The organism is Streptomyces sp. NPDC096193, from assembly GCF_040302905.1.
In the GTDB taxonomy this organism is placed as follows: Bacteria; Actinomycetota; Actinomycetes; order Streptomycetales; family Streptomycetaceae; genus Streptomyces.
The window spans coordinates 60171-81164 of record NZ_JBEOSJ010000023.1; the positions used below are offsets into that span (position 1 = coordinate 60171).

General features: G+C 70.8%; 16 protein-coding genes, 1 tRNA gene, 1 other RNA gene and 1 pseudogene. 7 read left to right on the plus strand and 12 right to left on the minus strand.

Features of this window, described 5'->3' with window-relative positions:
• Positions 1-324: 324 nt before the first annotated feature.
• The 4 genes from ABTX78_RS27730 to ffs form a co-directional block, all read right to left on the minus strand.
• Positions 325-1959: a hypothetical protein gene (locus ABTX78_RS27730; protein ID WP_352209522.1), complete on the minus strand. Its 1635-nt coding sequence runs from the start codon at positions 1957-1959 to the stop codon at positions 325-327.
• Between the two features lie 575 nt (positions 1960-2534).
• The gene (purD, locus tag ABTX78_RS27735) at positions 2535-3785 is read right to left on the minus strand and encodes a phosphoribosylamine--glycine ligase (protein WP_352209523.1); all 1251 of its coding nucleotides are present in this window, start codon (positions 3783-3785) and stop codon (positions 2535-2537) included.
• Positions 3786-3845: 60 nt separating this feature from the next.
• Positions 3846-6137: a DNA polymerase III subunit gamma and tau gene (locus ABTX78_RS27740; RefSeq protein WP_352209524.1), complete on the minus strand. Its 2292-nt coding sequence runs from the start codon at positions 6135-6137 to the stop codon at positions 3846-3848.
• 143 nt (positions 6138-6280) lie between these two features.
• An RNA gene (ffs, locus tag ABTX78_RS27745) (signal recognition particle sRNA small type) lies at positions 6281-6379 on the minus strand.
• Positions 6380-6476: 97 nt separating this feature from the next.
• On the opposite strand from ffs, the gene ABTX78_RS27750 reads away from it, so the two are divergent.
• A tRNA-Ser gene (locus tag ABTX78_RS27750) sits at positions 6477-6564 on the plus strand.
• Positions 6565-7528: 964 nt separating this feature from the next.
• Positions 7529-8482, plus strand: a pseudogene (locus ABTX78_RS27755) (IS481 family transposase).
• Between the two features lie 788 nt (positions 8483-9270).
• On the opposite strand, the gene ABTX78_RS27760 reads toward ABTX78_RS27755, so the two are convergent.
• From ABTX78_RS27760 to ABTX78_RS27770, 3 genes are all read right to left on the minus strand, one after another.
• Positions 9271-9624 carry a hypothetical protein gene (locus tag ABTX78_RS27760; RefSeq protein ID WP_352209525.1) on the minus strand — a complete coding sequence of 118 codons (354 nt, stop codon included), beginning with the start codon at positions 9622-9624 and terminating at the stop codon, positions 9271-9273.
• Between the two features lie 615 nt (positions 9625-10239).
• Positions 10240-11445 carry an NAD(P)/FAD-dependent oxidoreductase gene (locus ABTX78_RS27765; protein WP_352209526.1) on the minus strand — a complete coding sequence of 402 codons (1206 nt, stop codon included), beginning with the start codon at positions 11443-11445 and terminating at the stop codon, positions 10240-10242.
• A gap of 125 nt (positions 11446-11570) precedes the next feature.
• Positions 11571-12515 carry an RNA polymerase sigma-70 factor gene (locus ABTX78_RS27770; protein WP_352209527.1) on the minus strand — a complete coding sequence of 315 codons (945 nt, stop codon included), beginning with the start codon at positions 12513-12515 and terminating at the stop codon, positions 11571-11573.
• Between the two features lie 262 nt (positions 12516-12777).
• On the opposite strand from ABTX78_RS27770, the gene ABTX78_RS27775 reads away from it, so the two are divergent.
• Complete coding sequence (locus tag ABTX78_RS27775; protein ID WP_352209528.1) at positions 12778-13404, plus strand: dihydrofolate reductase family protein; 627 nt, start codon at positions 12778-12780, stop codon at positions 13402-13404.
• Between the two features lie 33 nt (positions 13405-13437).
• Positions 13438-13983, plus strand: coding sequence for a pyridoxamine 5'-phosphate oxidase family protein (locus ABTX78_RS27780; protein WP_352209529.1), 546 nt, complete (start codon positions 13438-13440; stop codon positions 13981-13983).
• Between the two features lie 57 nt (positions 13984-14040).
• Here ABTX78_RS27780 and ABTX78_RS27785 read toward each other — a convergent pair whose 3' ends face one another.
• The 4 genes from ABTX78_RS27785 to ABTX78_RS27800 form a co-directional block, all read right to left on the minus strand.
• On the minus strand, positions 14041-14415 hold the full coding sequence (locus ABTX78_RS27785; RefSeq protein WP_352209530.1) for a DUF2267 domain-containing protein: 375 nt from the start codon (positions 14413-14415) through the stop codon (positions 14041-14043).
• A 361-nt stretch (positions 14416-14776) separates the two neighbouring features.
• Entirely contained in the window at positions 14777-15055 is a 279-nt protein-coding gene (locus ABTX78_RS27790) for a GlsB/YeaQ/YmgE family stress response membrane protein (RefSeq protein WP_352209531.1), read from the minus strand.
• Between the two features lie 414 nt (positions 15056-15469).
• Entirely contained in the window at positions 15470-16402 is a 933-nt protein-coding gene (locus ABTX78_RS27795; protein WP_352209575.1) for an alpha/beta fold hydrolase, read from the minus strand.
• Positions 16403-17197: 795 nt separating this feature from the next.
• Positions 17198-17542, minus strand: coding sequence for a DUF8825 domain-containing protein (locus ABTX78_RS27800; protein WP_352209578.1), 345 nt, complete (start codon positions 17540-17542; stop codon positions 17198-17200).
• 229 nt (positions 17543-17771) lie between these two features.
• On the opposite strand from ABTX78_RS27800, the gene ABTX78_RS27805 reads away from it, so the two are divergent.
• Positions 17772-18518: a TetR/AcrR family transcriptional regulator gene (locus tag ABTX78_RS27805; protein WP_352209532.1), complete on the plus strand. Its 747-nt coding sequence runs from the start codon at positions 17772-17774 to the stop codon at positions 18516-18518.
• Between the two features lie 291 nt (positions 18519-18809).
• Here the strand turns inward: ABTX78_RS27805 and wrbA are convergent, their stop codons facing one another.
• Positions 18810-19421: an NAD(P)H:quinone oxidoreductase gene (wrbA, locus tag ABTX78_RS27810; protein WP_352209533.1), complete on the minus strand. Its 612-nt coding sequence runs from the start codon at positions 19419-19421 to the stop codon at positions 18810-18812.
• 201 nt (positions 19422-19622) lie between these two features.
• Between wrbA and ABTX78_RS27815 the strand changes: the two genes are divergently transcribed.
• Positions 19623-20243: a TetR/AcrR family transcriptional regulator gene (locus tag ABTX78_RS27815; RefSeq protein WP_352209534.1), complete on the plus strand. Its 621-nt coding sequence runs from the start codon at positions 19623-19625 to the stop codon at positions 20241-20243.
• Positions 20244-20397: 154 nt separating this feature from the next.
• A complete protein-coding gene (locus tag ABTX78_RS27820) occupies positions 20398-20985 on the plus strand; it encodes an HhH-GPD-type base excision DNA repair protein (RefSeq protein ID WP_352209535.1) in 588 nt (195 codons plus the stop codon).
• The last annotated feature ends 9 nt before the right edge of the window (positions 20986-20994 follow it).

The following is a 20994-nucleotide window of genomic DNA, read 5'->3' on the forward strand; positions in this document are numbered from 1 at the left end:
GTGGAGGCGGTCCCCGTGAGCGGTTGTCGGGGCGGGGACGGGCCCTGGGGAGCAGCCGGTTGTCCGGCGCGAGGCGGGTCGGGGCGGGCCCTGGGGAGCGGCCGGTCGTCCAGTGCGAGACGGGTCGGGGGCGCGCCCTGGGGAGCGGCCGGTCGTCCAGTGCGAGACGGGTCGGGGGCGCGCCCTGGGGAGCGGCCGGTCGCCGGCGCGAGACGGGTTGGGAGCGGGCGCTGGGGAGCGGCCGGTCGTCCAGTGCGAGGCGGGTTGGGAGCGGGCGCTGATGGAGCGGCCGGTCGCCGGCGCGAGACGGCTTTGGGGCGGGGGTCAGACGAGGCGGACCGGTTTCTCCGGGCGGACGCCGAGCGTGCGGAGCCAGGTGCGCAGCGGGGCCGCGTCGCCGTCCTCGGTCAGGCTGAGCACCCGGGTCGCGAGGTCCCCGCAGCGTTCGCCGCGGATCAGCAGCGCCGGGCCGTCGAGCCAGTCGAGGCCTGGGGCGGCGCCCGCGGTGTCGACCGCGGCGCAGCAGACCATCGCGGTCACATGGTCGGCGAGCAGCTCACGCCCCGTCCGGGGCGGCTGGAGCGGGAAGAGCGGCAGGGGGTCCGCGGCCCAGCCGGCCAGGGTGTCCCCGGGGCTCTTGGCCACCGGTGCCGCCTCCTCCTCCTCGCGGGCCACATGCGCGGTGATCCCGGCCGCGAGATGATCGCCGGTGTCCGTGCCGCGCCCGGACAGATGCTCCATCACGCGGTCCAGCGTCGGTCCGTCCGGACCGGCCGACTGCGGTACACCGAGTTCGTCGAGGACCCGGTGCAGCCGGGCCGCCTCCGTACGCCACTTACGGTCGACGACCTCTTCCGGATACTGCTGCCAGTCCACCGGGGACCAGTCGGGGCACGTCTTCGCGGGACCGCCGTGGAAGAGGCGGGCCGCCAGCAGGGAGGCGGCCTCGTCGATGGCGCCCGGTTCCTCGAGCAGATCGCAGGCGGGGCGCTCGCCCAGCCGGGAGGTGAAGCCCTCGGCGAGACGGTCGCGGCGGGACAGTTCGGTGAGGGCGGAGACGACGCCCGCGTCGAGGCGGGCGGGCCAGCGGCCCATACGCCAGGCCGGCAGCGCCACCCGGGTCAGCAGCCGATCCCAGCCCGCGTAGGCGAGGCCGACCTGCTCCTGCGCGACGATCCGCAGGCCGTAGTCCACAGCCTGTGCGCGCTCGGAAGCCGCCGCGGCGACCCCGCGCTCCATCTCGGCCGCGTGGGTCTGACAGCTGTGCAGCATCAGCCGGGCGACCCGGCCGACGAAGCCGAGCGCCGCCGTGGGTATCGCGCCCCGGCCGGGGCTCTCGCCGACCGCGACCGCCGCGTCCAGACCCCGGACGAACCTGCGGGCCGCGGCTATGTCGGGCTGCGCCGAGGGGCCGGTGCCGGCGACCACCGGTGCGAGCAGGGCCCGCAGCTCCGCCACCCGCATCCACCACAGGAAGGGCGAGCCGATGACGAGCACGGGCGCCTCCGTCGCACGCCGACGGCGCGCTCCGGATATCGCGTGGGCCGGGTGCGTACGGTCCTCGAGCCAGCTGTCGCAGTCCGGGGTGAGTGCCACCGCGGAGGGCGCCGGCACATCGAGACGGTCGGCCAGGTCCCTGACCAGCCGGTACAGATCGGGTGCCGCCCGCTCGGACAGCTCCACCGTGGGGCTGAGCGCCGGGGACGCCCGGACGACCACGGCCGCGACGACCGCGGCCACCACCAGGACAACCGCGGCGAAGATCCCCACGACCCAGCGGGCCGTGCTCCAGGCTTCGCCGCTCATATGGCCGGACACACCGCCCGCGAAGAGCACGACGGCGACGGCCGCGGGCAGCAGAGCGACGGCCAGGGCCCTGCCGCGGGTGCGCAGCACGGCCAGTGCGCGCGAACGCGCGGCCTGGGCCCCGATCGACTCACCGATACCGGTACCGGACACGATCGGTTCTCACCCCCTTTGCCCTGCGACGGTGTAGGTCACTCCCCCACTGTGGCACCCGCCACTGACATCGCAATGCCGGTGGGCCAAGTGCCGGAACGCCTGCGCCGCACCATAGTTGGGGCTTCGGCGGGCGTCATCCGGATGGCCCAGCCGTCACCCGATGGAATGGCTCTGGGCAAAGGTGATGACGGGATTTGGGGGTTGGAGGTTCACTCCTGCGCGGGCTTGCGTGGAGAGGGGATGACCCTGCTCTGGGGCGCCCCACCGGGGTCGCGCGCGGGGGGCGTTTGACGCGCTTGGCGCGTGGCACCGGGGGCCCTGGGGTTCGCCGTACGGCCGGCCCGGTGCGTGGCCGGGTGTTCGCCGTACGGCGGGCCTGCGCGTGCCCCGGAGTTTCCCCGTACCGGGGCTTGCCCGCCGGGGTCTACTCCCCGGCGGGCTTGCGGGGGCTGCTGAACGGCCTGACAGCGGCCCGGCTCCGCGCGGGGTCTCGGTGACCCTGCGGCGGCGGCCCGCTTCGCGCGGGGTCTCGGCGGGCCTTGCGGGGGCCGGCGGCCCGACGTCCCGGGGGTCTACTCCTCCGCGGCCTTGCGGGCGATGTCCGTCCGGTGCTGCGAACCGTCCAGCCGGATCCGGCCCACCGCCGCGTAGGCGCGTTCCCGGGCCTCGTGGAGGTCCTTCCCGGTCGCGGTGACCGAGAGCACCCGGCCACCGGCGCTCACGACGGCGTCACCGTCGTGCCGGGTCCCGGCGTGCAGGACGTACGCGTGCGGCGCATCCTTCGACGCCACCTCGTCCAGCCCCTCGATCGGGTCGCCGGTGCGCGGGGTGTCCGGGTAGTTGTGCGAGGCGACGACCACCGTCACCGCGGCCTCGTCGCGCCAGCGCAGGGGCGGCTGGAGGTCGAGGGTGCCGTCGGCGGCGTGCAGCAGCAGCCGGCCGAGCGGTGTCTTCAGCCGGGCGAGGACCACCTGGGTCTCGGGGTCGCCGAAGCGTGCGTTGAACTCGATGACGCGGACGCCGCGCGTGGTGATCGCCAGGCCCGCGTACAGCAGTCCGGAAAACGGCGTACCGCGGCGGCGCAGCTCGTCGACGGTCGGCTGGAGGACCGTCTCCATGACCTCGTCGACCAGCTTGGGGTCGGCCCACGGCAGCGGCGAGTACGCACCCATGCCGCCGGTGTTGGGGCCTTCGTCGCCGTCGAGGGCGCGCTTGAAGTCCTGCGCGGGGCTGAGCGGCACCACGGTCCGGCCGTCGGTGATCGCGAAGAGCGAGACCTCGGGTCCGTCGAGGAACTCCTCGATCACCACGCGTCCGCAGGCGAGCGCGTGCTCGCGGGCGGCGGCGAGGTCGTGGGTGACCACGACGCCCTTCCCGGCGGCGAGACCGTCGTCCTTCACCACGTACGGGGCGCCGAAGGCGTCGAGCGCCTCGTCGATTTCCTCGGGCGTCGTGCAGACATAGCTGCGGGCCGTGGGCACCGCGGCGGCCGCCATGACGGCTTTGGCGAAGGCCTTGGATCCCTCCAGCTCGGCGGCCTCGCGGGAGGGGCCGAAACAGAAGATGCCGGCCGCGCGCACGGCGTCGGCCACGCCCGCGACCAGCGGGGCCTCCGGACCGACGACGACGAGCCCGGCAGCCAGCTCGGCGGCGAGCCGGGCCACGGCCGCGCCGTCCATGGCGTCGACCGGGTGCAGCTCGGCGACCTCGCCGATGCCGGCGTTTCCGGGCGCGCAGTGCACAGCGGTGACGTCGGGGTCGAGTGAGAGAGAGCGGCACAGGGCGTGTTCGCGGGCGCCGCCGCCGATGACGAGGACCTTCACGGCAGCCAGCCTAACCGCCGTGCGCAGCTCGTCCTGTACGGGCCTCCGAAGGATGGGGCCCTATTCGTTCGTGTATTCCTCCACGACCGTGGCCCCCAGCTCGCGCACGATCAGGTCGTGACCGGAGAGCGCGGAGTCGACCAGGTCGGGGTCGTCGTCCTCGGGCACGTCGTCCTCGATACGGACGGACGGCGGGGGGTGCGCGGGCCCGGAGGTGTGCAACGGCTCGGGGGCGGCCGCCCGGGGCGGACGGGGCGGAGCCTGCGCGGGCTGCGGCGCAGGGGCGGGTGCGGGCGCGGGTGCCTGTGGGGCGAAGCCGGACTGCGGGGGCCGGCCACCGCCGAACCCGCCGCCCGAGGACGGCGGGGTGCCGCCGCCGGGACCACCCGGACCCGGGCCGCCGGAGCCACCGGGACCGCCACCGGAGCCGCCCGGACCGCCGGTGCCGCCCGAGGGGTCGACGATCGCCTCGACCTTCCACTGCACGTTGAACTGCTCGGCGAGTGCCTGCCGCAGCACCTCTTCGCTGCCGCTGCTCGCGAAGTTGTCCCGGGCGCCGGCATTGATGAAGCCGAGCTGGAGGGTGGTGCCGTCGAACCCGGCCACCTGCGCGTTCTGGCTGAGCAGGATCCAGGTGAAGCGCCGCCGGTTCTTCACGGCCTCCAGGATGTCCGGCCACATGTTCCGCACCTGCCCGGCGCCCTGGGCCATGCCCGGCGTGGGGCCGGGGGCCGATTCCTGAGCCGGGGCCTGCGCCGCGGGGGCCGGCCGGGAGGCGGCGGGCGGGGTGCCGCCCTGGCCCGGGGCGGAGGCGGTGGGCCAGCCGCCGGGCCGACGCGGGGCCTCGGGCGCGGAATCGGGTGCTGAGGCGGGTGCGGACGCGGGGGCGGAGCCGGACGCGGGGGCCGCTGCGGTCGGCCAGGCGCCGGGGCGGGGGCCGGTGGCCGGCTGCGGGTCCGCGGGCGCGGCGTACTCCTGCGGTGCCGGGCCGGACTGGGCGGCGGCCGGCTGCGCGGCGGGCGGTGCGGAGGGCGGCTGAGGGACCGGGGGTGCGTCCGGAACGGGGCCGCGGGCCGCCGCACGGGCCGCGGCCGGTCCACCGCCCGCCGGCACCGCCTGTCCGGGCATGTGCGCCTGCGCCTCCGGCCCGGGGATGTAGCCCATCGCGGGCCCGGGCCCGGCCGTCGAGAAAGTCGCGCCCCGCTCCAGCCGGTCCAGCCTGGCCTGCGTCGAACGCTCGTCGTCGTACGCGGCGGGCAGCAGCACCCGCGCACAGATCAACTCCAGTTGGAGCCGGGGTGAGTTCGCGCCCCGCATCTCGGTCAGCCCGGTGTTCACGAGATCGGCGGCACGGCTCAGCTCGGCCGCCCCGAAGACGGACGCCTGCGCCTGCATGCGCTCAACGACGTCGGCCGGGGCATCGATGAGGCCCTTCTCGGCGGCATCCGGCACGGCGGCCAGGATCACCAGGTCACGCAGCCGCTCCAGGAGGTCGGCGACGAAGCGGCGCGGGTCGTTGCCGCCCTCGATGACCTGGTCCACGACCTCGAAGGCCGCGGCACCGTCACCCGACGCGAACGCCTCCACGACCGCGTCGAGCAACGACCCGTCGGTGTATCCGAGGAGGCCCGTGGCCATGGCGTATGTCACGCCGTCCTCGGCCGCACCGGCGAGAAGCTGGTCCATCACGGACATCGAGTCACGCACGGACCCGCCACCGGCCCGCACGACCAGCGGCAGCACACCGTCCGCGACGGGAATCTGCTCCTTGCCGCACACCGCGCCGAGGTAGTCGCGCAGCGTCCCGGGGGGCACCAGCCGGAAGGGGTAGTGGTGCGTACGCGACCGGATGGTGCCGATGACCTTCTCCGGCTCGGTGGTCGCGAAGATGAACTTGAGATGCTCCGGCGGCTCCTCGACGACCTTCAGCAGAGCGTTGAAGCCTTGCGGGGTGACCATGTGGGCCTCGTCGATGATGTAGATCTTGTAACGACTTCCGGCGGGCCCGAAGAAGGCCTTCTCGCGCAGATCACGGGCGTCGTCCACACCACCATGCGATGCGGCGTCGATCTCGATGACGTCGATCGACCCCGGACCGTTCCTCGCGAGATCGCGGCAGGACTGGCACTCGCCGCAGGGGGTCGGAGTGGGCCCCTGCTCACAGTTGAGACAGCGCGCGAGGATGCGCGCGCTGGTCGTCTTGCCGCAACCGCGCGGACCGCTGAACAGGTACGCGTGATTGACCCGGTTGTTCCGCAGCGCCTGCTGCAGCGGGTCAGTGACATGCTCCTGCCCGATGACCTCGGCGAACGACTCGGGGCGGTAGCGGCGGTACAGCGCAAGGGACGACACGTCTACGAGGTTATCGGGGCGCACTGACAACCGTCGCCGCCCCTGCGCGGCCGCCGGGGGGCCGCCGAGATCGTTCCCGTCCACACGGCCGACGATCACGCACTCACCGCCGACGCCGAGGTCCGTGAGGCGGACACCCCGGAACGCACAACGCCCCTCACGCACCCGCCAGAGCCAACCTACCCTTGCTGCCTTCCGGCCCTGGGGGAGTTCAGTCAGATAGCGCCACGTGAGGGGCTGCGCCCAGGTTACCCGATGACGACGGGTGCTCGATCCCCCGGGCCGGCCCCCCGGGAAGGGGTTCGCGAGCACTCCTCAACGTCTTGTATTGTTTGCGGCGGAGGATTCGCCTAGTGGCCTAGGGCGCACGCTTGGAAAGCGTGTTGGGGGCAACCCCTCACGAGTTCGAATCTCGTATCCTCCGCCATTGCTCTCACCGGGCAATACGTCGAAGGGCCCCACCGCGAGGTGGGGCCCTTCGACGTTGTCCGGGTCAGCGGGTGGCCGACGACCTCGCTGGACGGGCCTCCCGCGGTGTGACACGGGTGATGTGTACGGGGTACGCGTCCGGGCCGCACGGCCGGCACTCAGAGCCGTGATCGCGTGGTGCACCGGGCCTCTAGGACGCGAAGAGGGAGGAGCCTGGCTCTCATCGTGTGACGAGCGTCGCGCGGCCGACGATCTTGGGCACGGCGCCCGCTGCAGGGCCTTACGCGTACGGCTTTGCGGCTCAGCAAGCTGCCGACGGATGAATGGCAACCATGTATCCATACACCGAGAGGACCCGGCCGCTCCACCCGTCCCAAGAGACATAACGCGAGGGCCCAGAGCGCTCAGTTGCCACCGTGAATAGTGCCAAGCTCACGCTGGTCGCCCACACAGCCCCCAAGGCCACTAAGTGGCACCGCCACAAAACTTATTGAGGCATGTGGCGCCTGAGACAGACCAAACCGTGCACGTGCCACTTTTGCGGCTGGTGCGAGGCGCTCGGCCACGCACAGTGTGGCGCTGTGCGGCCCGGCCCCCTCTTCCCTGGCTTCATTCTGACCTTGAGGCGTGCGACGCTGCCGTGACTCACATCCGAAAGGGCACTGCCGCGTAGGCGCCCTCAGGCCGGCGCTCCGACCATTGCAACAACTCGCCGTGTGAAAGAGCAGCAGCTTCGACTATTCCTGGTTGCAACCGCGTTGATGCGGTCGCAACGGGCGTTCAGGCAGCAGTCCGGACAGTACTTGCCTGGGACCAGGACCGGCGAACGAGGACGCCCTAGTTGTTCTGTCCGGGGAGGTTGTGGACGGGTGAGCCAGGTCTCGGCTGAGGGATCTTGAACAGGTGAGGGCCTTCCGGGTTCGGTGTGGATTGCGACGTCTACACCGACCAGAAAGGCCCTCGTGGTCCACCGTAATGCACCCCTGACCGAGACCGGACGGCTGCGTCTGGCCCGCTGCGTGGTCGATGACGGCTGGCCCCTGCGCCGGGCCGCCGAACGCTTCCAGGTCTCCCCGACCACGGCCCAGCGGTGGGCGAGCCGCTACCGGGCCCTGGGCGAGGCCGGGATGAGCGACCACTCCTCCCGCCCCCACACCAGCCCGCACCGGACCCCCACCAGGACAGAGCGGCGCATCATCAAGGTCCGCGTCCTGCGCAGGTGAGGCCCGGCCCGCATCGCCCACCTGCTGGGGCTTGTGCCCTCGACCGTCCATCGAGTCCTCACCCGCTACCGCCTCGCCCGCCTCACCCACCTGGACCGTGCGACCGGCCGGCCCATACGCCGCTACGAACGCGACCACCCGGGTGAACTGGTGCACGTGGACATCAAGAAGCTGGGCAACATCCCCGACGGCGGCGGCCACAAGACGCTGGGCCGCCAAGCGGGCCGCAAGACCCGTTCCGGGGCCGGCTACAGCTACATCCACACCGCCGTCGACGACCACTCCCGTCTCGCCTACAGCGAGATCCTCACCGACGAGAGGAAGGAGACCGCGACAGGTTTCTGGCAGCGGGCCCACGCCTACTTCACCGGCGCGGGCATCACCGTCGAACGCGTCCTGACCGACAACGGCTCCTGCTGCAAGTCCCGCCTATGGCGCGAAGCACTCACGGCGGCCGGCATCGCCCACAAGCGAACCCGGCCCTACCGGCCGCAGACGAACGGGAAGGTCGAACGCCTCAACCGCACCCTGCTCGACGAATGGGCCTACGCAAAACCCTACCGCTCAGAGGCCGAACGCCGACAAGCGTTCCCACAGTGGCTGCACTCCTACAATCACCACCGCGGACACACCGCGCTCGCAGGCAAACCACCCGCCAGCCGCGTCCCCAACCTCACAGGGCAATACACCTAGATGACGTGAAAGAAGTCATGCGCCTTGCCTCCAAGCCAGGCGGATCTCGGTTGGCGGATCAGACGAAAAGAGGACGAATTCGAGCGCCGCACCCGGACGGATCCTGGCTGGATGGACGGGTGGACTGCGGGTCGTGAGTGTTGGCGCAATCAGGAGCCGTAGACCTGGGTCTCCCGTGCCCTGATCACCGGGGTGCCGGCGGATGCTCACAGCGCCCCAACGTTCGAGCGGCCCCGGACCAAGTCGGGTCGACTGGTCAGGGGCCAGTCTTCAGCGCACTAACTGCGCGGTGCGTGTGATGCGTCATCGTGGATCACGAGTTGCCATCCCGCCGCCGTCAACTGAGTCGAGAATTCCGCTTTCTAGCGGCCTAAAAGCCGGAACGGCCCGCCGAATGGATCGACGGGCCGTCACCGGGGCCTAGCCTCTCGTCCACATACCGCCGGTTTCGGCCATGGTGTGCGGCGGGCACGAGACGATGGAGTGCCCGCTGGACTTCCACACCGTCGCATCGCGCTCAACCTTTGGGCCACCACTCAGAGCCAGGCAGCGGACCCATGCCCTGTACTGACCGCCGTTACTCTTACTGCAGATCACGTACCAACCGTTGCTCGCCGCTCCGTTGGAGCAACCGGTCGGGTGAGCAGTGACGGATGCTTCACCCGAAGAGACGGCATGGGCGGTGCCTTGCAGTCCGAGGGAGAAACAGGCTGCTACCCCCATAACTGCGGCTTGCAGCTTCAACATCTTCATTTCTGTTGACCCTTTCTCGACTGTTCAGGTTGATCTCAGGAGGCTTTGGTCCAGATGCCCGCTGACACAGCCTTGGAGTCGCCCTGGCAGTACGCGATGGACCTACCCGACTTTTTCCATGGGCCGTCGAAGAAGGCAATCTTGCCGTCCGAGAACCTGCACGTGACAGTGGCCGCAAAGGTGCCCCCGTTGTTCTTGGAGCAGGTGGCGATCGAGCCCCAGACGTCGGAAACCGCGTAGGTGCAACCGCTCGGATGTGCTGTCGCCCCGACTTCAGACGCCGATACGGTCGCACCGGAACCGACGGCGAAAAGGCCGGTCATCAGCAATCCCACGACTGCAGTGGCACCGGCCCGCCGAATGGGAGGAACCCTGTTTTCGGTACGCATGAAATCCCCCTTTGTTCACGCCTTTTGAAGTCTTCAAGAAGACTCCCGCTCGCCGACGATATTTACAGCCCTTTGCAGTCGCCGCAAGCAAACGCCGTTAATTTGAGCTGAATCTGAGCTCGAGCGATCCATTTCAGCCAAGCCCGGCTCGAATAAACCCTCTTGACCGTTCGCCCTCGGCCTTCACGTATTAGGAACGTGCCTGGCCGGCACCGTTCGACCGCCTGCGCTGGACGCCGAAGCGGTCCGTGTCGCTGAACAGATGGGTGTCGCACCGTGCCCTTAGCAAGGGCATCTTCGGCGGGGGGATGTCGGCCTGCCGAGCGGCCGCCGCGTGGCTGTTGCGGGAGTACCTGCAGTTGTTGATCTGGGGCACGGGCAGGTGCAGCAGCTCGCGCAGGCGGCCATCCAGAGCGAGTTCGGCAGCGGCTGAAAGCTGTGGCTCCGGTCTGGCCGACGGCCACAGGGATGGGTTGACCACGGGGGTCCAGTCGCGTCGCATGGATCGGCCGCTCCCTCAGGGGTTAGCACTCATCTCCGGGGAGTGCTCCTCCCACCGTTGCACCGCTCCCCCGCGAGGTGTGGCCTGTCGGAGAGCGCCCGAGTCCAGCGGCGTCAGGGGGACGTCGTGACCGGTGCGCCCGCGCCGGCCGGCTCCGGCAGTACACGGCGGGGGCGGGACGGGAGGCCGAGCAGGGGGTTGGCCACTCCCCAGGCCGCGCCCTTGCAGACCAGTTCCTTGTAGAACGCGGCGAGCCGGCCGGTCAGGGCCGCGTTGACCGAGCGGTCGTCAGCGGTGACGTACTGGATCAGTCCTTCCCTGCGGCCCAGCGAGATGCACTGGTTGAAGTAGCGGAGCGGCGTCTTAGGGAGCTTGCGGCCGGTCATACGGGCCGCGATGGCGTCGGCGGCCTGCCATGCCATCGGGGTGCCCGTGGCGCACGACATCCGCAGCGGCTTGTCGGCGGGGCCCATCGCCATGGCCGCGTCGCCGACCGCGTACACGTCCGGGTGCGAGAGCGAGCGCATGGTTGCGTCGACCACGATCTGGCCCGCTTCCGTGACCTGCAGGGAGGTGGCCGCCGCGATCGGATGGACCGCGAAGCCCGTGGTCCACACGGTGACCGCGGCGGGCACGGCCGTGCCGTCGGCGGTGGCGACGCGGTCGGCCTCGACGCCGGTGACGACGGCGTGCTCGTGCACGGTGATGCCCAGCTTGGCGAAGACCATCCGCAGGTGCGCGCGGCCCTTGGGCGAGAGCCAGTCGCCGAGTTCGCCGCGGGTGGCGAGGGCGACGTCGAGGTCCGGGCGGGCCTCGGCGATCTCGGTCGCGGCCTCCAGGCCGGTGAGGCCTCCGCCGACGACGACCACGCTCTCGCCGGCATCGAGGCGGGCCAGGCGCTCGCGCAGCCGGAGCGCTCCCGCACGGCTCGCGATCTGGTGGGCGTACTCGTCGGTGCCGGGGACGCCCTGGTCGTTCCAGGCGCTGCCGAGGGCGTAGACCAGGGTGTCGTACGACAGCTCCTCGGCCGCGCCGTCGCCGTCCGCGCCGACCACGGCGACGGTCTTGCAGTCGACGTCGACGCCGGTCACCTTCGCCAGCTTCAGTTCGACGCCGGTGCCGGCGAACATCTCACTGAACGGCCGGGCCCTGAGGTCCTGGCCGACCGCCAGTTGGTGGTTGCGGACCCGCTCGATGAAATCGGGCTCTGGATTGACGAGGGTGATGGCGACGTCCTCGCGGTGCAGACGCCTGGCGAGTCGCCCGGCGGCGATGGCTCCGCTGTACCCGGCTCCGAGGACGATGATGCGGTGCTGCATGTCAGGGCTCCTGTCTTCGCGCGGTTTCGCCCCTTGAACCGGGCAGCCCGCCGATTCCTGACAGGAACCGGATGTGAAGCAGGTCACATCGAGGTCAGAAGGCGCAGAGGGCTCTGGCAGAAGGCTCAGAAGGCCGTGAACAGAGGTTCCCCGTGGTCGGCGGCCGCCCACCGCCGGGTGGCGCGTTCGAGCTTGTCGGGGTTGACCTGGTTACGGAGCGCGGCGATGCCGTCGGCGCCGACCTCCACGCACATGATGCCGACCACCCGGCCGTCGAGGACCACCACGACGGCGGGGACACCGTTGGCGGTCGCGGCCCAGACCCCGGGCGTGCCGCCGATCAGATCGCGCTTGGCCTTGCTCGGCTTGAACAGGCCACGCATGAACTTCGCGACCGCGAGAGCGCCCTCGAACGGAGTGGCGCGGGCGGGGATCTTTCCGCCGCCGTCGCCGACCGACACGGCGTCCTTGGTCAGCATCTTCACGAGCAGTTCCGTCTGCCCGCTGGTGGCGGCCGCGAGGAACTCCTCGACGATCCGCCGGGCCGCGTCCTCGTCGATCTCGGTACGGGACTTGCCGTGCGCCACGTGCTTCTTGGCGCGGTGGAAGATCTGCTGGCAGGCGGCCTCGGTGAGGTCGAGGATCTCGGCGATCTCCCGGTGCGGGTAGTCGAAGGCCGTCCGCAGCACGTACACCGCCCGCTCGTTGGGGGTGAGGCGCTCCAGCAGGGTGAGGACCGCGTACGAGACCGATTCGCGCTGCTCGGCGGTGTCCGCGGGGCCGAGCATCGGGTCTCCGGCGAGCAGCGGCTCGGGGAGCCACTGCCCCACGTAGGTCTCACGCCGCGCGCGGGCGGAGGTCAGCTCGTTGAGGCAGAGGTTGGTGAGGACCTTCGTCAGCCAGGCCTCGGGGACCTCGATGCGCTCCACGTCGGCGGCCTGCCAGCGCAGGAAGGTGTCCTGCACGGCGTCCTCGGCCTCGCTCGCGGAGCCGAGAAGGCGGTAGGCGATGGCCTCCAGGCGCGGCCTGGCGGCCTCGAACCGGTCGACGGCGTTCCTGGTCAAGGCCATGGCCCGGATCCTAACTCCCGCTGCGATCGGCATCCTCCGCAATACGCGACGAACCGGCCATCCGCCAGACCCCGACGGCTGACGGCTGACGGCTGACGGCTGACGGCTGACGGTCGCGGCGTACCCGAACCGCTGACCCTCGTGGCCGAACCGAACCGAACCGCGCTCCGTGAGCGTCGCGCCGATGACTTCGGCAGGGCAGCGCAGTCATCACTGGGCAAGGCCGGGTGGGTAACGGAGCCACGGACGAGGGAGAGCCGGGATGGGCAAGGCAGTCATGTACGCGGTGGTCTCGCTGGACGGTTTCATGGCCGACGACAACGACGGGGTCGGCCCGCTGTTCGACTGGTACGGCAACGGAGACGTCAGTTGGTCCTTCCCCGGCGGAAGCGACGTGAGCCGGACCACGCAGGCGTCGGCCGACTTCATGCGCTCCCAGTACCGGGACGTCGGCTGCGTCGTCATGGGCCGGCGTCTGTTCGACCTGACGAACGGTTGGGACGGCGTGCCCGCCGCGGGTGAGCACGTCTTCGTCGTCACCCATGAGCCGCCGAAGGACTGGGAGCACGCCGGCACGGCGCCCTTCACGTTCGTCGACGGCGTCGAGGCGGCCATCGGCGCGGCTCAGGAGTTCGCCGGTGACCGGCTCGTCGACGTGGCGGGTGGCCAGATCGGTGGCCAGGCGCTTCGGCTCGGTCTCCTCGACCAGGTCGTCGTCAATCTCGTGCCGGTGGTGTTTGGTTCGGGGCGCCCGTTCTTCGCGACCGGCGCACTGGACGACCCGATCCTGTTCGACAACCCGTCGCAGATCGTCCGCGGGGACCGCGTGACGCACCTCGTGTTCGACGTCGCCAAGAAGTGGGTGCGCGCGGACGCAGGAAAGACCTAGGAGAGACGCGGAGAAAGGAATGGAGGACGTCCCATGACACAGATCGAGCCGATCACCGAGGTGATTCCTCGCCGGGGCAGGGGCACACACCCCGATGGCAACGTGGAACTGCCCCCGGCCGACTGGGAGATGGTGTCGAGCGAGCTGAGGAAGGGTTCCGCCACCTCCTGGCTGGCGACCGTGGGCGGCGACGGATCACCCCACGTCCGGCCGGTGTTCGCGGCGTGGACGGGGTCGTCGTTCGTCGTCGCATCGAAGCACGACGCGGTCAAGAGCCGGAACATGCGCGCGGACGGACGTGCCACGATCACCACCGACATCGGATTCCTGCATGTCGTGGTGGAGGGCCTGGCCGAGCGGGTGACCGACCGCGAGCGGCTGCAACTGGCGTCGCGGACGATGCGGGAGGTGTTCTCCTGGCCGACGGAGGTCGTCGGTGAGGAACTCGACGCCGAGTACGGGGCGCCCACCTCCGGCGGGCCGCCGTACGAGGTCTACGAGATGCATCCGCGGAAGGCGTTCGGCTTCCCGATGCAGGAGACCTTCGAACCCACTCGGTGGACCTTTCCCCACCGTTGAGCGGACAGCGGGGTGCGCCCTCGGCAGATGACGTGAAGAGGAATCGGTCGGCGACGGTCAGTCGGTGATCGGCTCGGAGAAGTCGGATCCGAGCTGCGACATCAGATGCCCGAATTCCTTCTCGCTGATCGCCTCGCGAAGCGTGCCCAGCACGGCACGGACGCCACTGTCGGCTTCGTCCGTCTTGAGCACATTGCGCTCGGCCACACGCCGCACGGTCTCCGCGTAGTCGAAAACCTCGATCTGGTCGGTGGCACCCCGTCGGACCGACTCCGCCAGACCTTCGGGGAGCTCCGACATCAGGTTCCGGGTCTCGCCGGAACTCAGCCGATGGGCCAGCGTCTCCAGCGTCGCGCGGGTCAGATCGGCCGCCTCCTGCCGCGACAGGCCCGTGCGCTCCGAGACCGCCTGGATGAATTCCCGCTCTTCCACGCGCTGTCTCCTTTGCCGGCGTACCGGTGCCGCTGCCCTTCCCGTTCGACGACGGTGGAGCGGCCCTGAATCCAGCCTGACACGCACCTGCCGGGCTCGCGCGGCCAAGAAATCGCACCGGCGGGCCGGGCCCGCGCGGCGGGGTCGCCATCGTGCCTGTCGAGGGGCGCAGGGCTGAGAGCGGACACCTCCGGCCGGGCGCCTCGCCCTCCTCGTGCCTGACGCACGGCGCGGCCCTGAACGTCGCACGCTTCTCCCTGCCGCACGGCGCGGTCCCGAACGTCGCACGTCCCTTCCCTGACGCACGGCGCGGCCCCCGCCCTAGAAGGGTGAGGGCCGCTTGCGCGTCCGCTGTGCGAGATCAGGCGTGCCGGTGCGAGCGGCGGTTGCCCGTGATGAGGCGGTAGAGGACGAGCAGGATGAGCGAGCCCACGACGGCCGCGATCCAGGTGGAGAGATCGAAGAAGCCGTCGATGGAGTCGACGCCGAAGATGACCTTTCCGAGCCAGCCTCCGAGAAGGCCGCCGGCGATGCCGATGAGCATCGTGATGATGATGCCGCCGGGGTCCTTGCCAGGCATAAGAGCCTTGGCGATCATGCCGGCGAGCAAACCGATGAGTATCCAGGCGATGATGCCCATGTGTGATCCCCTGCACCTCGAAGTTATTCACTGTTCGATTACCGCGTGCGCCGAGAATGGCGATTCAAACCTCGCCGAATCGTCCGCGGGCAGGGTGGCTCCGGTACCACAGGTGGGCGCCCGGGAAAACGCCCCGGCGGCCCCGGATCCGTACCGCGCCCCCATCGACCCGTAGCTGCCGTCGGCCGGCGGCCCGGCGGGACACGGCAGGGTGCTCACCTCTCGCACGGACCTTGTACGGACAACCTCGTACGGACCTCGTGCGGCCTCGGTGTCCAGTCCGGGCAGGGAGCCTGTGGTGGACCGGCAGGTGTTCTCTCAGGCACCGGTCGCCGCGCGACCGGGGTCCGCATCGACGGTCGCGGGAGGGGTCGCGAGCGGCGGCCCCCGTCAGGAACAGGGGCGCTCACGACATCAGGACGCCCCGGCGAACGCGACAGTCTCCGGCTCCGCCGCGTAGGACAGACCCTCCAGCGTCCTGCCGGTGCAGAAACGCGTCACCAGATCGGCGAAGTCGGCGATGCGTTCCACCGGCGCGAGGTGATCGGTCTCCTCGATCGTCATGAACCGGCCCGCCGGCAGACACGCGGCCACGTCCCGGCCCATGGCGGGCGTGGTCAGCGTGTCGTGCTCGCCCGTGACGACCAGGTTGGGGATCTCCGGCACCGGCTCGGGCCGGTACCACTCGTGGCGCATCAGACGGGTGTTGTGCTCCGCTGACTTTCGCAGCTGCTCGGGGTTCTGCGAGACGATCTGCTGGTGGACGAGGCGGGCCACGGCGGCGTGCTTGCGCACGCGGCCCGTGCCGGGCGGAGACATGAAGCGGTCGGCCAGTTCACGGGCGATCGTCTCCGTCTGCCCCTCCCGGATCATGCCGTCCCAGCGCACCATGGCCGCGGCGTAGTCGTCCGGGATCCTCGTCGTCATACCGACGAGCATCAGCCGGGCGAGGTGGTGCGGGTAGTGCTGGGCGAACCGCAGACCGATGGCTCCGCCGTAGCAGGCGCCCACGAGGTGGACCCGGGACAGCTCCAGAGAGTCGAGGAGATCCCGTACAGCCGCCGCAAGGAAGTCGATGCCGTACGTCGCCGGAAGGAAGTCTGCGCTGCCGTAGCCGGGGAGGTCCACGGTGATGACGGAATGCGCGTGCGAGAGCCACTTCTCATGACGCGTCCAGGAGAAGCGGTCCTGCGACGAACCGCCCAGCACCAGGATGGGCTCGGCTTCGGGACGCGCGCCTCGCGCGATACGGCACGTGTAGCGGAAGCCTGCGAAGGTGAAGTCCCGTTCCTCCACCTGTCGTTCGATGTCGCCGCCGTCGGGGGCCTGGCCTTGGACGGGGTTCATGGTGGGCACGGGCGAGTGGGTACTGATGGTGTCTGCGGCCACAGAAGGACTCCCAGGCAGGTCGAGAAAGCAGGGCTAGTCGCTAACGCCGATCCGTGGTCACCGGTTGCGGATATCCCGTGGGAACTGGTGAGTTACGGGTGCACCGGCGGCGGGTCCGCACCTCTCCAACCGGGACCGGGACGCGCCCGACACGGCGAAGTGCTCTCAAACGCAGGGGAGTTGCGTACGGCGCACGAGCGTCATCGGCCGTACGCCACCCGACACAGCTTTGTGAGCGAGGGATCGGTGATGCCGTCGGAGATCGCGCACAGGCTGCGCATGTCGTACGTCTGCCGGGGGCGCGGGGCCCGGACGACGGGCCGCGGCCGCCGGGGGCGCGGAGGCTGGGCACGTCGTTCGGCTGGGGGCCGGGCGCGCCTCGGCGGTGGCTTCTCGGCCCCGCGGCGCGGGGCCGACACCGGCCGGTCCTCAGGGTGTTGACGCACCGGAGCCCCGGTGGCCGCCGCACCCGGTCCGGTCTCCGCGAGCGTCTCGCGCACCGGCGCCTGGGTCGGGCGGTGTGGTGGGGTCACGGGTTCCGCCGGCCGTGGCTCCAGGGGTGCCGTCGACCGGTCGCCCGCCGGGGCCATGCCCGGGGTGCCCGGCTTCCCCGTATGGGGCACCGAGACGCAGCCGGTCGAGGCCACGAGCACGGCCAGGGCGACGAACGTGATCCGCAGACGCATCCGACCACTCTCCCGCCGGGGGAGCCTGCCTGCGAGGACACGCGGGCAGGACCACCGGCACGAGTGATCACGTGGTCGCCTCCCTGACGCGACGGGTGTCGCGAGCGGACCGATCCTGATCCCGGTCGTGAGCCGACCCATCCAGATCCCGATCCGGATACCGATCCAGATCCCGGTCAAAATACCGATCCCGCACCTGTGCCCGTACCTGCTGGCGCAGCTCGACCCGGACGCCCGGCGACCGGCCGCGCTCCGTCTCCCAGAAGGGATGCCACAGAAGCCGGACCGACAGTCTCAGCAAACGGCGGCGCAAGGTCGTGCAGTGCGGTGCACCCTCTGCGAGCTGCGCATATGTGCGGTTCCAGTCGCGCTGGGCCTGCACCAGGTCGGACGGGAAAGCGGTGTGGGCCATGGCTCGAATTCAATCATATGTTCGATTCTTTGGTCACCCGGAACCCACCCATCGGCGAGTCGCCTCAGCACCCCTCTCGGCGTGACGGAACGCATTCGCGCGCCCTTTCGGCAGTCCGTCCATACGGCGTTCGGTAGACCGCACGTCGTACGTTGGACGCACGCCGTACGCAAGACGCACATCGTTCGTACGCTGGGCTATCCTGGCGGCGAGACGAAGAGGAGACCGGATGTCAGCGGAGAAGCAGCAGGTCCAGTCGGTGTGGACGCGCCCCCAGCGGCAGCGCCGGGAACAGCCGGCCCTGAGCCGGGATCAGATCGTGTCCGTGGCACTCGAACTGCTGGACGCCGAAGGGCTCGACGCCCTGAGCATGCGCAAGCTCGGCACCCGGCTGAACGCCGGCGCCACGTCGATGTACACGTACGTGGCCAACAAGGACGAGCTGTTCGAGCTGGTGGTGGATCAGGTCTACGGCGAGATCGAGGTGCCGGCCGCCGACGACCCCGCGGACTGGCGCACGGCCACCACTCGCTGCGCCCACAGCCTCCGCTCGACCTTTCTGCGACACCCCTGGATCGTCTCGGTGCTCGGCGAAGTGGGCGTGGCCCATCTGGGCCCGAACATGATGCGGCTCTCCGACGCCCTGCTCGGCGTGCTGGAGGACGGCGGCTTCTCGCTGGAGGCGGCGGACCGCGGCGTGAGCACGGTGTTCGCGTACGTCATCGGGGTGTCGACCACCGAGGCGGCGTGGCTGACGACGGTCAAGCGCAGCGGCCGGGCCGAACAGGATCTGATGGAGAGCCTGTTGCCGGCGGCCGAGCAGGCGGTCCAGGGCCACCCCCGGCTGCGGAGGCTCTACGCGGCCCAGCGGGACGCGGACGCGAACGGCGCGCGCGACGACGGCTTCGAGAACGGGCTCCAGTGCGTACTGGACGGCTTGGAAGCCCGGTTGGGACGCGAGCGCGGCGCGAGCTGAGGGAACGGCCCGCCGTCAGCGGCCACGCGGAGGGCGTCACGACCGCTGCCCCCGGTCCGCGCGCGAACCGGGGGCAGGATCAGCAGGACAGGACCTGGCTTTGGAGCGCCCCGCCCATCGCGCAGGGGTGCGCGTCGCGCGCTCTCCGCGTCAGCCGGCCGAGGCTCCCGTCGGGCCGGTCGACGTCAGCCGGCCGAGCCTCCCGTCAGGCCCGTCGACGTCAGGCGGCCCGCAGTCGACGTCAGGCAGTCCCCGTGAACCGGCCGGCAGTCGACGTCAGGCAGTCCCCCGTCAGGCAGTCGGCGTGCCGGTCAGCAGCCGGCCCGTGATGTCGGCCAGCCGCCGGCCCTGGTAGCGCGCGGCCTCCAGGATGTTCTCGCCGGGCTCGCCCGCGCCCGAGGCATGTGCCGTGCCGTACGGGTTGCCGGTGGCGGCGGAGACGGCCGGGTCGGTGTAACCGGGGGAGACGATCAGCGAGCCCCAGTGGTGCAGCGTGTTGTAGAGCGCCAGCAGCGTCGACTCGTTTCCGCCGTGCACATTGGCGGCGGAGACGAAGGCGGTGGCGGGCTTGTCGATGAAGGCGCCCTGGGCCCACAGCCCGCCGGTGCCGTCGATGAACTGCTTGAGCTGGGCCGCGACATTGCCGAAGCGGGTCGGCGTACCGAAGGCGTAGGCGTCCGCCCAGGTCAGGTCGTCGTGGGTGGCGACCGCGATGTCCTTGGTCGCCTCGACGTGCAGGCGCCAGGTGGGGTTGGAGTCGATGGCGGCGTCGGGCGCGAGTTCGGGCGCGCGGCGCAGACGGACCTCCGCGCCCGCCTTCTCGGCCCCCTCGGCGACGGCCTGCGCGAGCTGGTGCACATTGCCGGTGGAGGAGTAGTAGATGACGGCGATCTTCGTGGCCATGAGGGGGTCCCCTTCCGAGGAACAAGGCTCTTTCCGAGGGCGGCGCTCCGGGGAAACGCACGCCGCGGGACGGCACACGGGCCGCCACAGGTAAACGGATGACTATCCGCTTCTGATCGTCGCCCACGCTAAACGGACAGCTATCCATTTTTCAAGTGCTGTCCGGGACCGGCCGGAAACCGGTCCGATACGCTCGGTGCCATGGGAGTGCCACACCGCACCGAGCTGCCGCTCGCCGACCGGCAGCCGCCCGTCGAGCGCGCGGACGCGGCCCGCAACCGGCTCAGAATCCTTCAGGCGGCGTCCGTGATCGTGGCCGAGAAGGGTCCCGAAGCACTCACCATGAACGCGGTCGCCCAGGCCTCCGGCATCGGCGTGGGCACGGTCTACCGCCGCTTCGGCAATGTGGCCCAGCTGCTGAACGCGCTGCTGGACGAGCGGGAGAAGCAGTTCCAGGCGGCCTTCCTCGGCGGACCGCCCCCGCTCGGCCCCGGCGCACCGCCCGCCGAGCGGCTCCGCGCCTTTCTGCACGCCTTGGCCGACCGCGTCATCGAACAGCGGGAGATGCTGGTCGCCGGGGAGTCGGCGTCGCCGTGCGGGCGGTACACGAGCGGTCCGTACACGACGATGCACACCCATGTGGCGATGCTCGTCGCCGAGCTGCGCCCGCGGGCCGACCCCGCCCTCCTCGCCCATCTGCTGCTCGCACCCTTCGCGCCGAGCCTGCTGGACCACCTCTCGCGCGGCCAGGGGCGTACGGCACGGCAGATCACGGACGCGGTGGACGAGCTCCTCGCGACGGGCGGACTGTTGGGGGACTAGCGTCCCTCGGGCCGGACGGGCGGACTGCTGGGGGACCAGCGCCCCTCGGACCGGCCGCTTCCCGTACAACGGCCGTACCCCCGTGTCCGCCGGACGGCGCCACCGGACGCCGTGCTCACTGGCGGCCCGCCGCGCCCGGAGAGATCATCGGGAGATGAGCCCCACCATTCATCTCGCTCAGCAACCCGAGGCCGACGAACTGCTCGGCCGCAGTCCGCTCGCCGCTCTCGTCGGGATGCTGCTCGACCAGCAGGTTCCGATGGAGTGGGCGTTCTCCGGCCCGTACACCATCGCCCGGCGCATGGGCGCGGACGACCTGGACGCCGCCGCGATCGCCGCGTACGACCCCGAGGCCTTCGCCGAGCTGCTGAAGGAAAGACCCGCGGTCCACCGCTACCCGGGAAACATGGCCAAACGCGTGCAGGTGCTCTGTCAGTACCTGGTCGACGAGTACGGCGGTGACGCGAGCGCGGTGTGGCAGGACGTGGACAGCGGCGCGGAGCTGCTGGGCCGGCTGAAGGCACTGCCCGGGTTCGGCGAGCAGAAGGCGAAGATCTTTCTCGCGCTGCTCGGCAAGCAGTACGACGTCCGGCCGACGGGCTGGCGGGAGGCCGCCGGCGCCTACGGCGAACAGGGTTCCTACCGCTCCGCCGCCGACATCACGGGGCCCGATTCCCTCGCCAAGGTGCGGGCGCACAAGCAGGAGATGAAGGCGGCCGCGAAGGCGGCCAAGGGTGGCTGATCATCGGCG

Bases quoted from the DNA above. Each gene is read 5' to 3' on its own strand.
- ABTX78_RS27775 (WP_352209528.1), top strand. From the start codon at position 12,778: ATGGGCAAGGCAGTCATGTACGCGGTGGTCTCGCTGGACGGTTTCATG.
- ABTX78_RS27760 (WP_352209525.1), bottom strand. From the start codon at position 9,624: ATGCGTACCGAAAACAGGGTTCCTCCCATTCGGCGGGCCGGTGCCACT.
- ABTX78_RS27795 (WP_352209575.1), bottom strand. From the start codon at position 16,402: ATGAACCCCGTCCAAGGCCAGGCCCCCGACGGCGGCGACATCGAACGA.
- ABTX78_RS27770 (WP_352209527.1), bottom strand. From the start codon at position 12,515: ATGGCCTTGACCAGGAACGCCGTCGACCGGTTCGAGGCCGCCAGGCCG.
- ABTX78_RS27820 (WP_352209535.1), top strand. From the start codon at position 20,398: ATGAGCCCCACCATTCATCTCGCTCAGCAACCCGAGGCCGACGAACTG.
- ABTX78_RS27815 (WP_352209534.1), top strand. From the start codon at position 19,623: ATGGGAGTGCCACACCGCACCGAGCTGCCGCTCGCCGACCGGCAGCCG.
- ABTX78_RS27765 (WP_352209526.1), bottom strand. From the start codon at position 11,445: ATGCAGCACCGCATCATCGTCCTCGGAGCCGGGTACAGCGGAGCCATC.
- wrbA (WP_352209533.1), bottom strand. From the start codon at position 19,421: ATGGCCACGAAGATCGCCGTCATCTACTACTCCTCCACCGGCAATGTG.
- ABTX78_RS27790 (WP_352209531.1), bottom strand. From the start codon at position 15,055: ATGGGCATCATCGCCTGGATACTCATCGGTTTGCTCGCCGGCATGATC.
- ABTX78_RS27780 (WP_352209529.1), top strand. From the start codon at position 13,438: ATGACACAGATCGAGCCGATCACCGAGGTGATTCCTCGCCGGGGCAGG.
- ABTX78_RS27805 (WP_352209532.1), top strand. From the start codon at position 17,772: ATGTCAGCGGAGAAGCAGCAGGTCCAGTCGGTGTGGACGCGCCCCCAG.
- ABTX78_RS27800 (WP_352209578.1), bottom strand. From the start codon at position 17,542: ATGGCCCACACCGCTTTCCCGTCCGACCTGGTGCAGGCCCAGCGCGAC.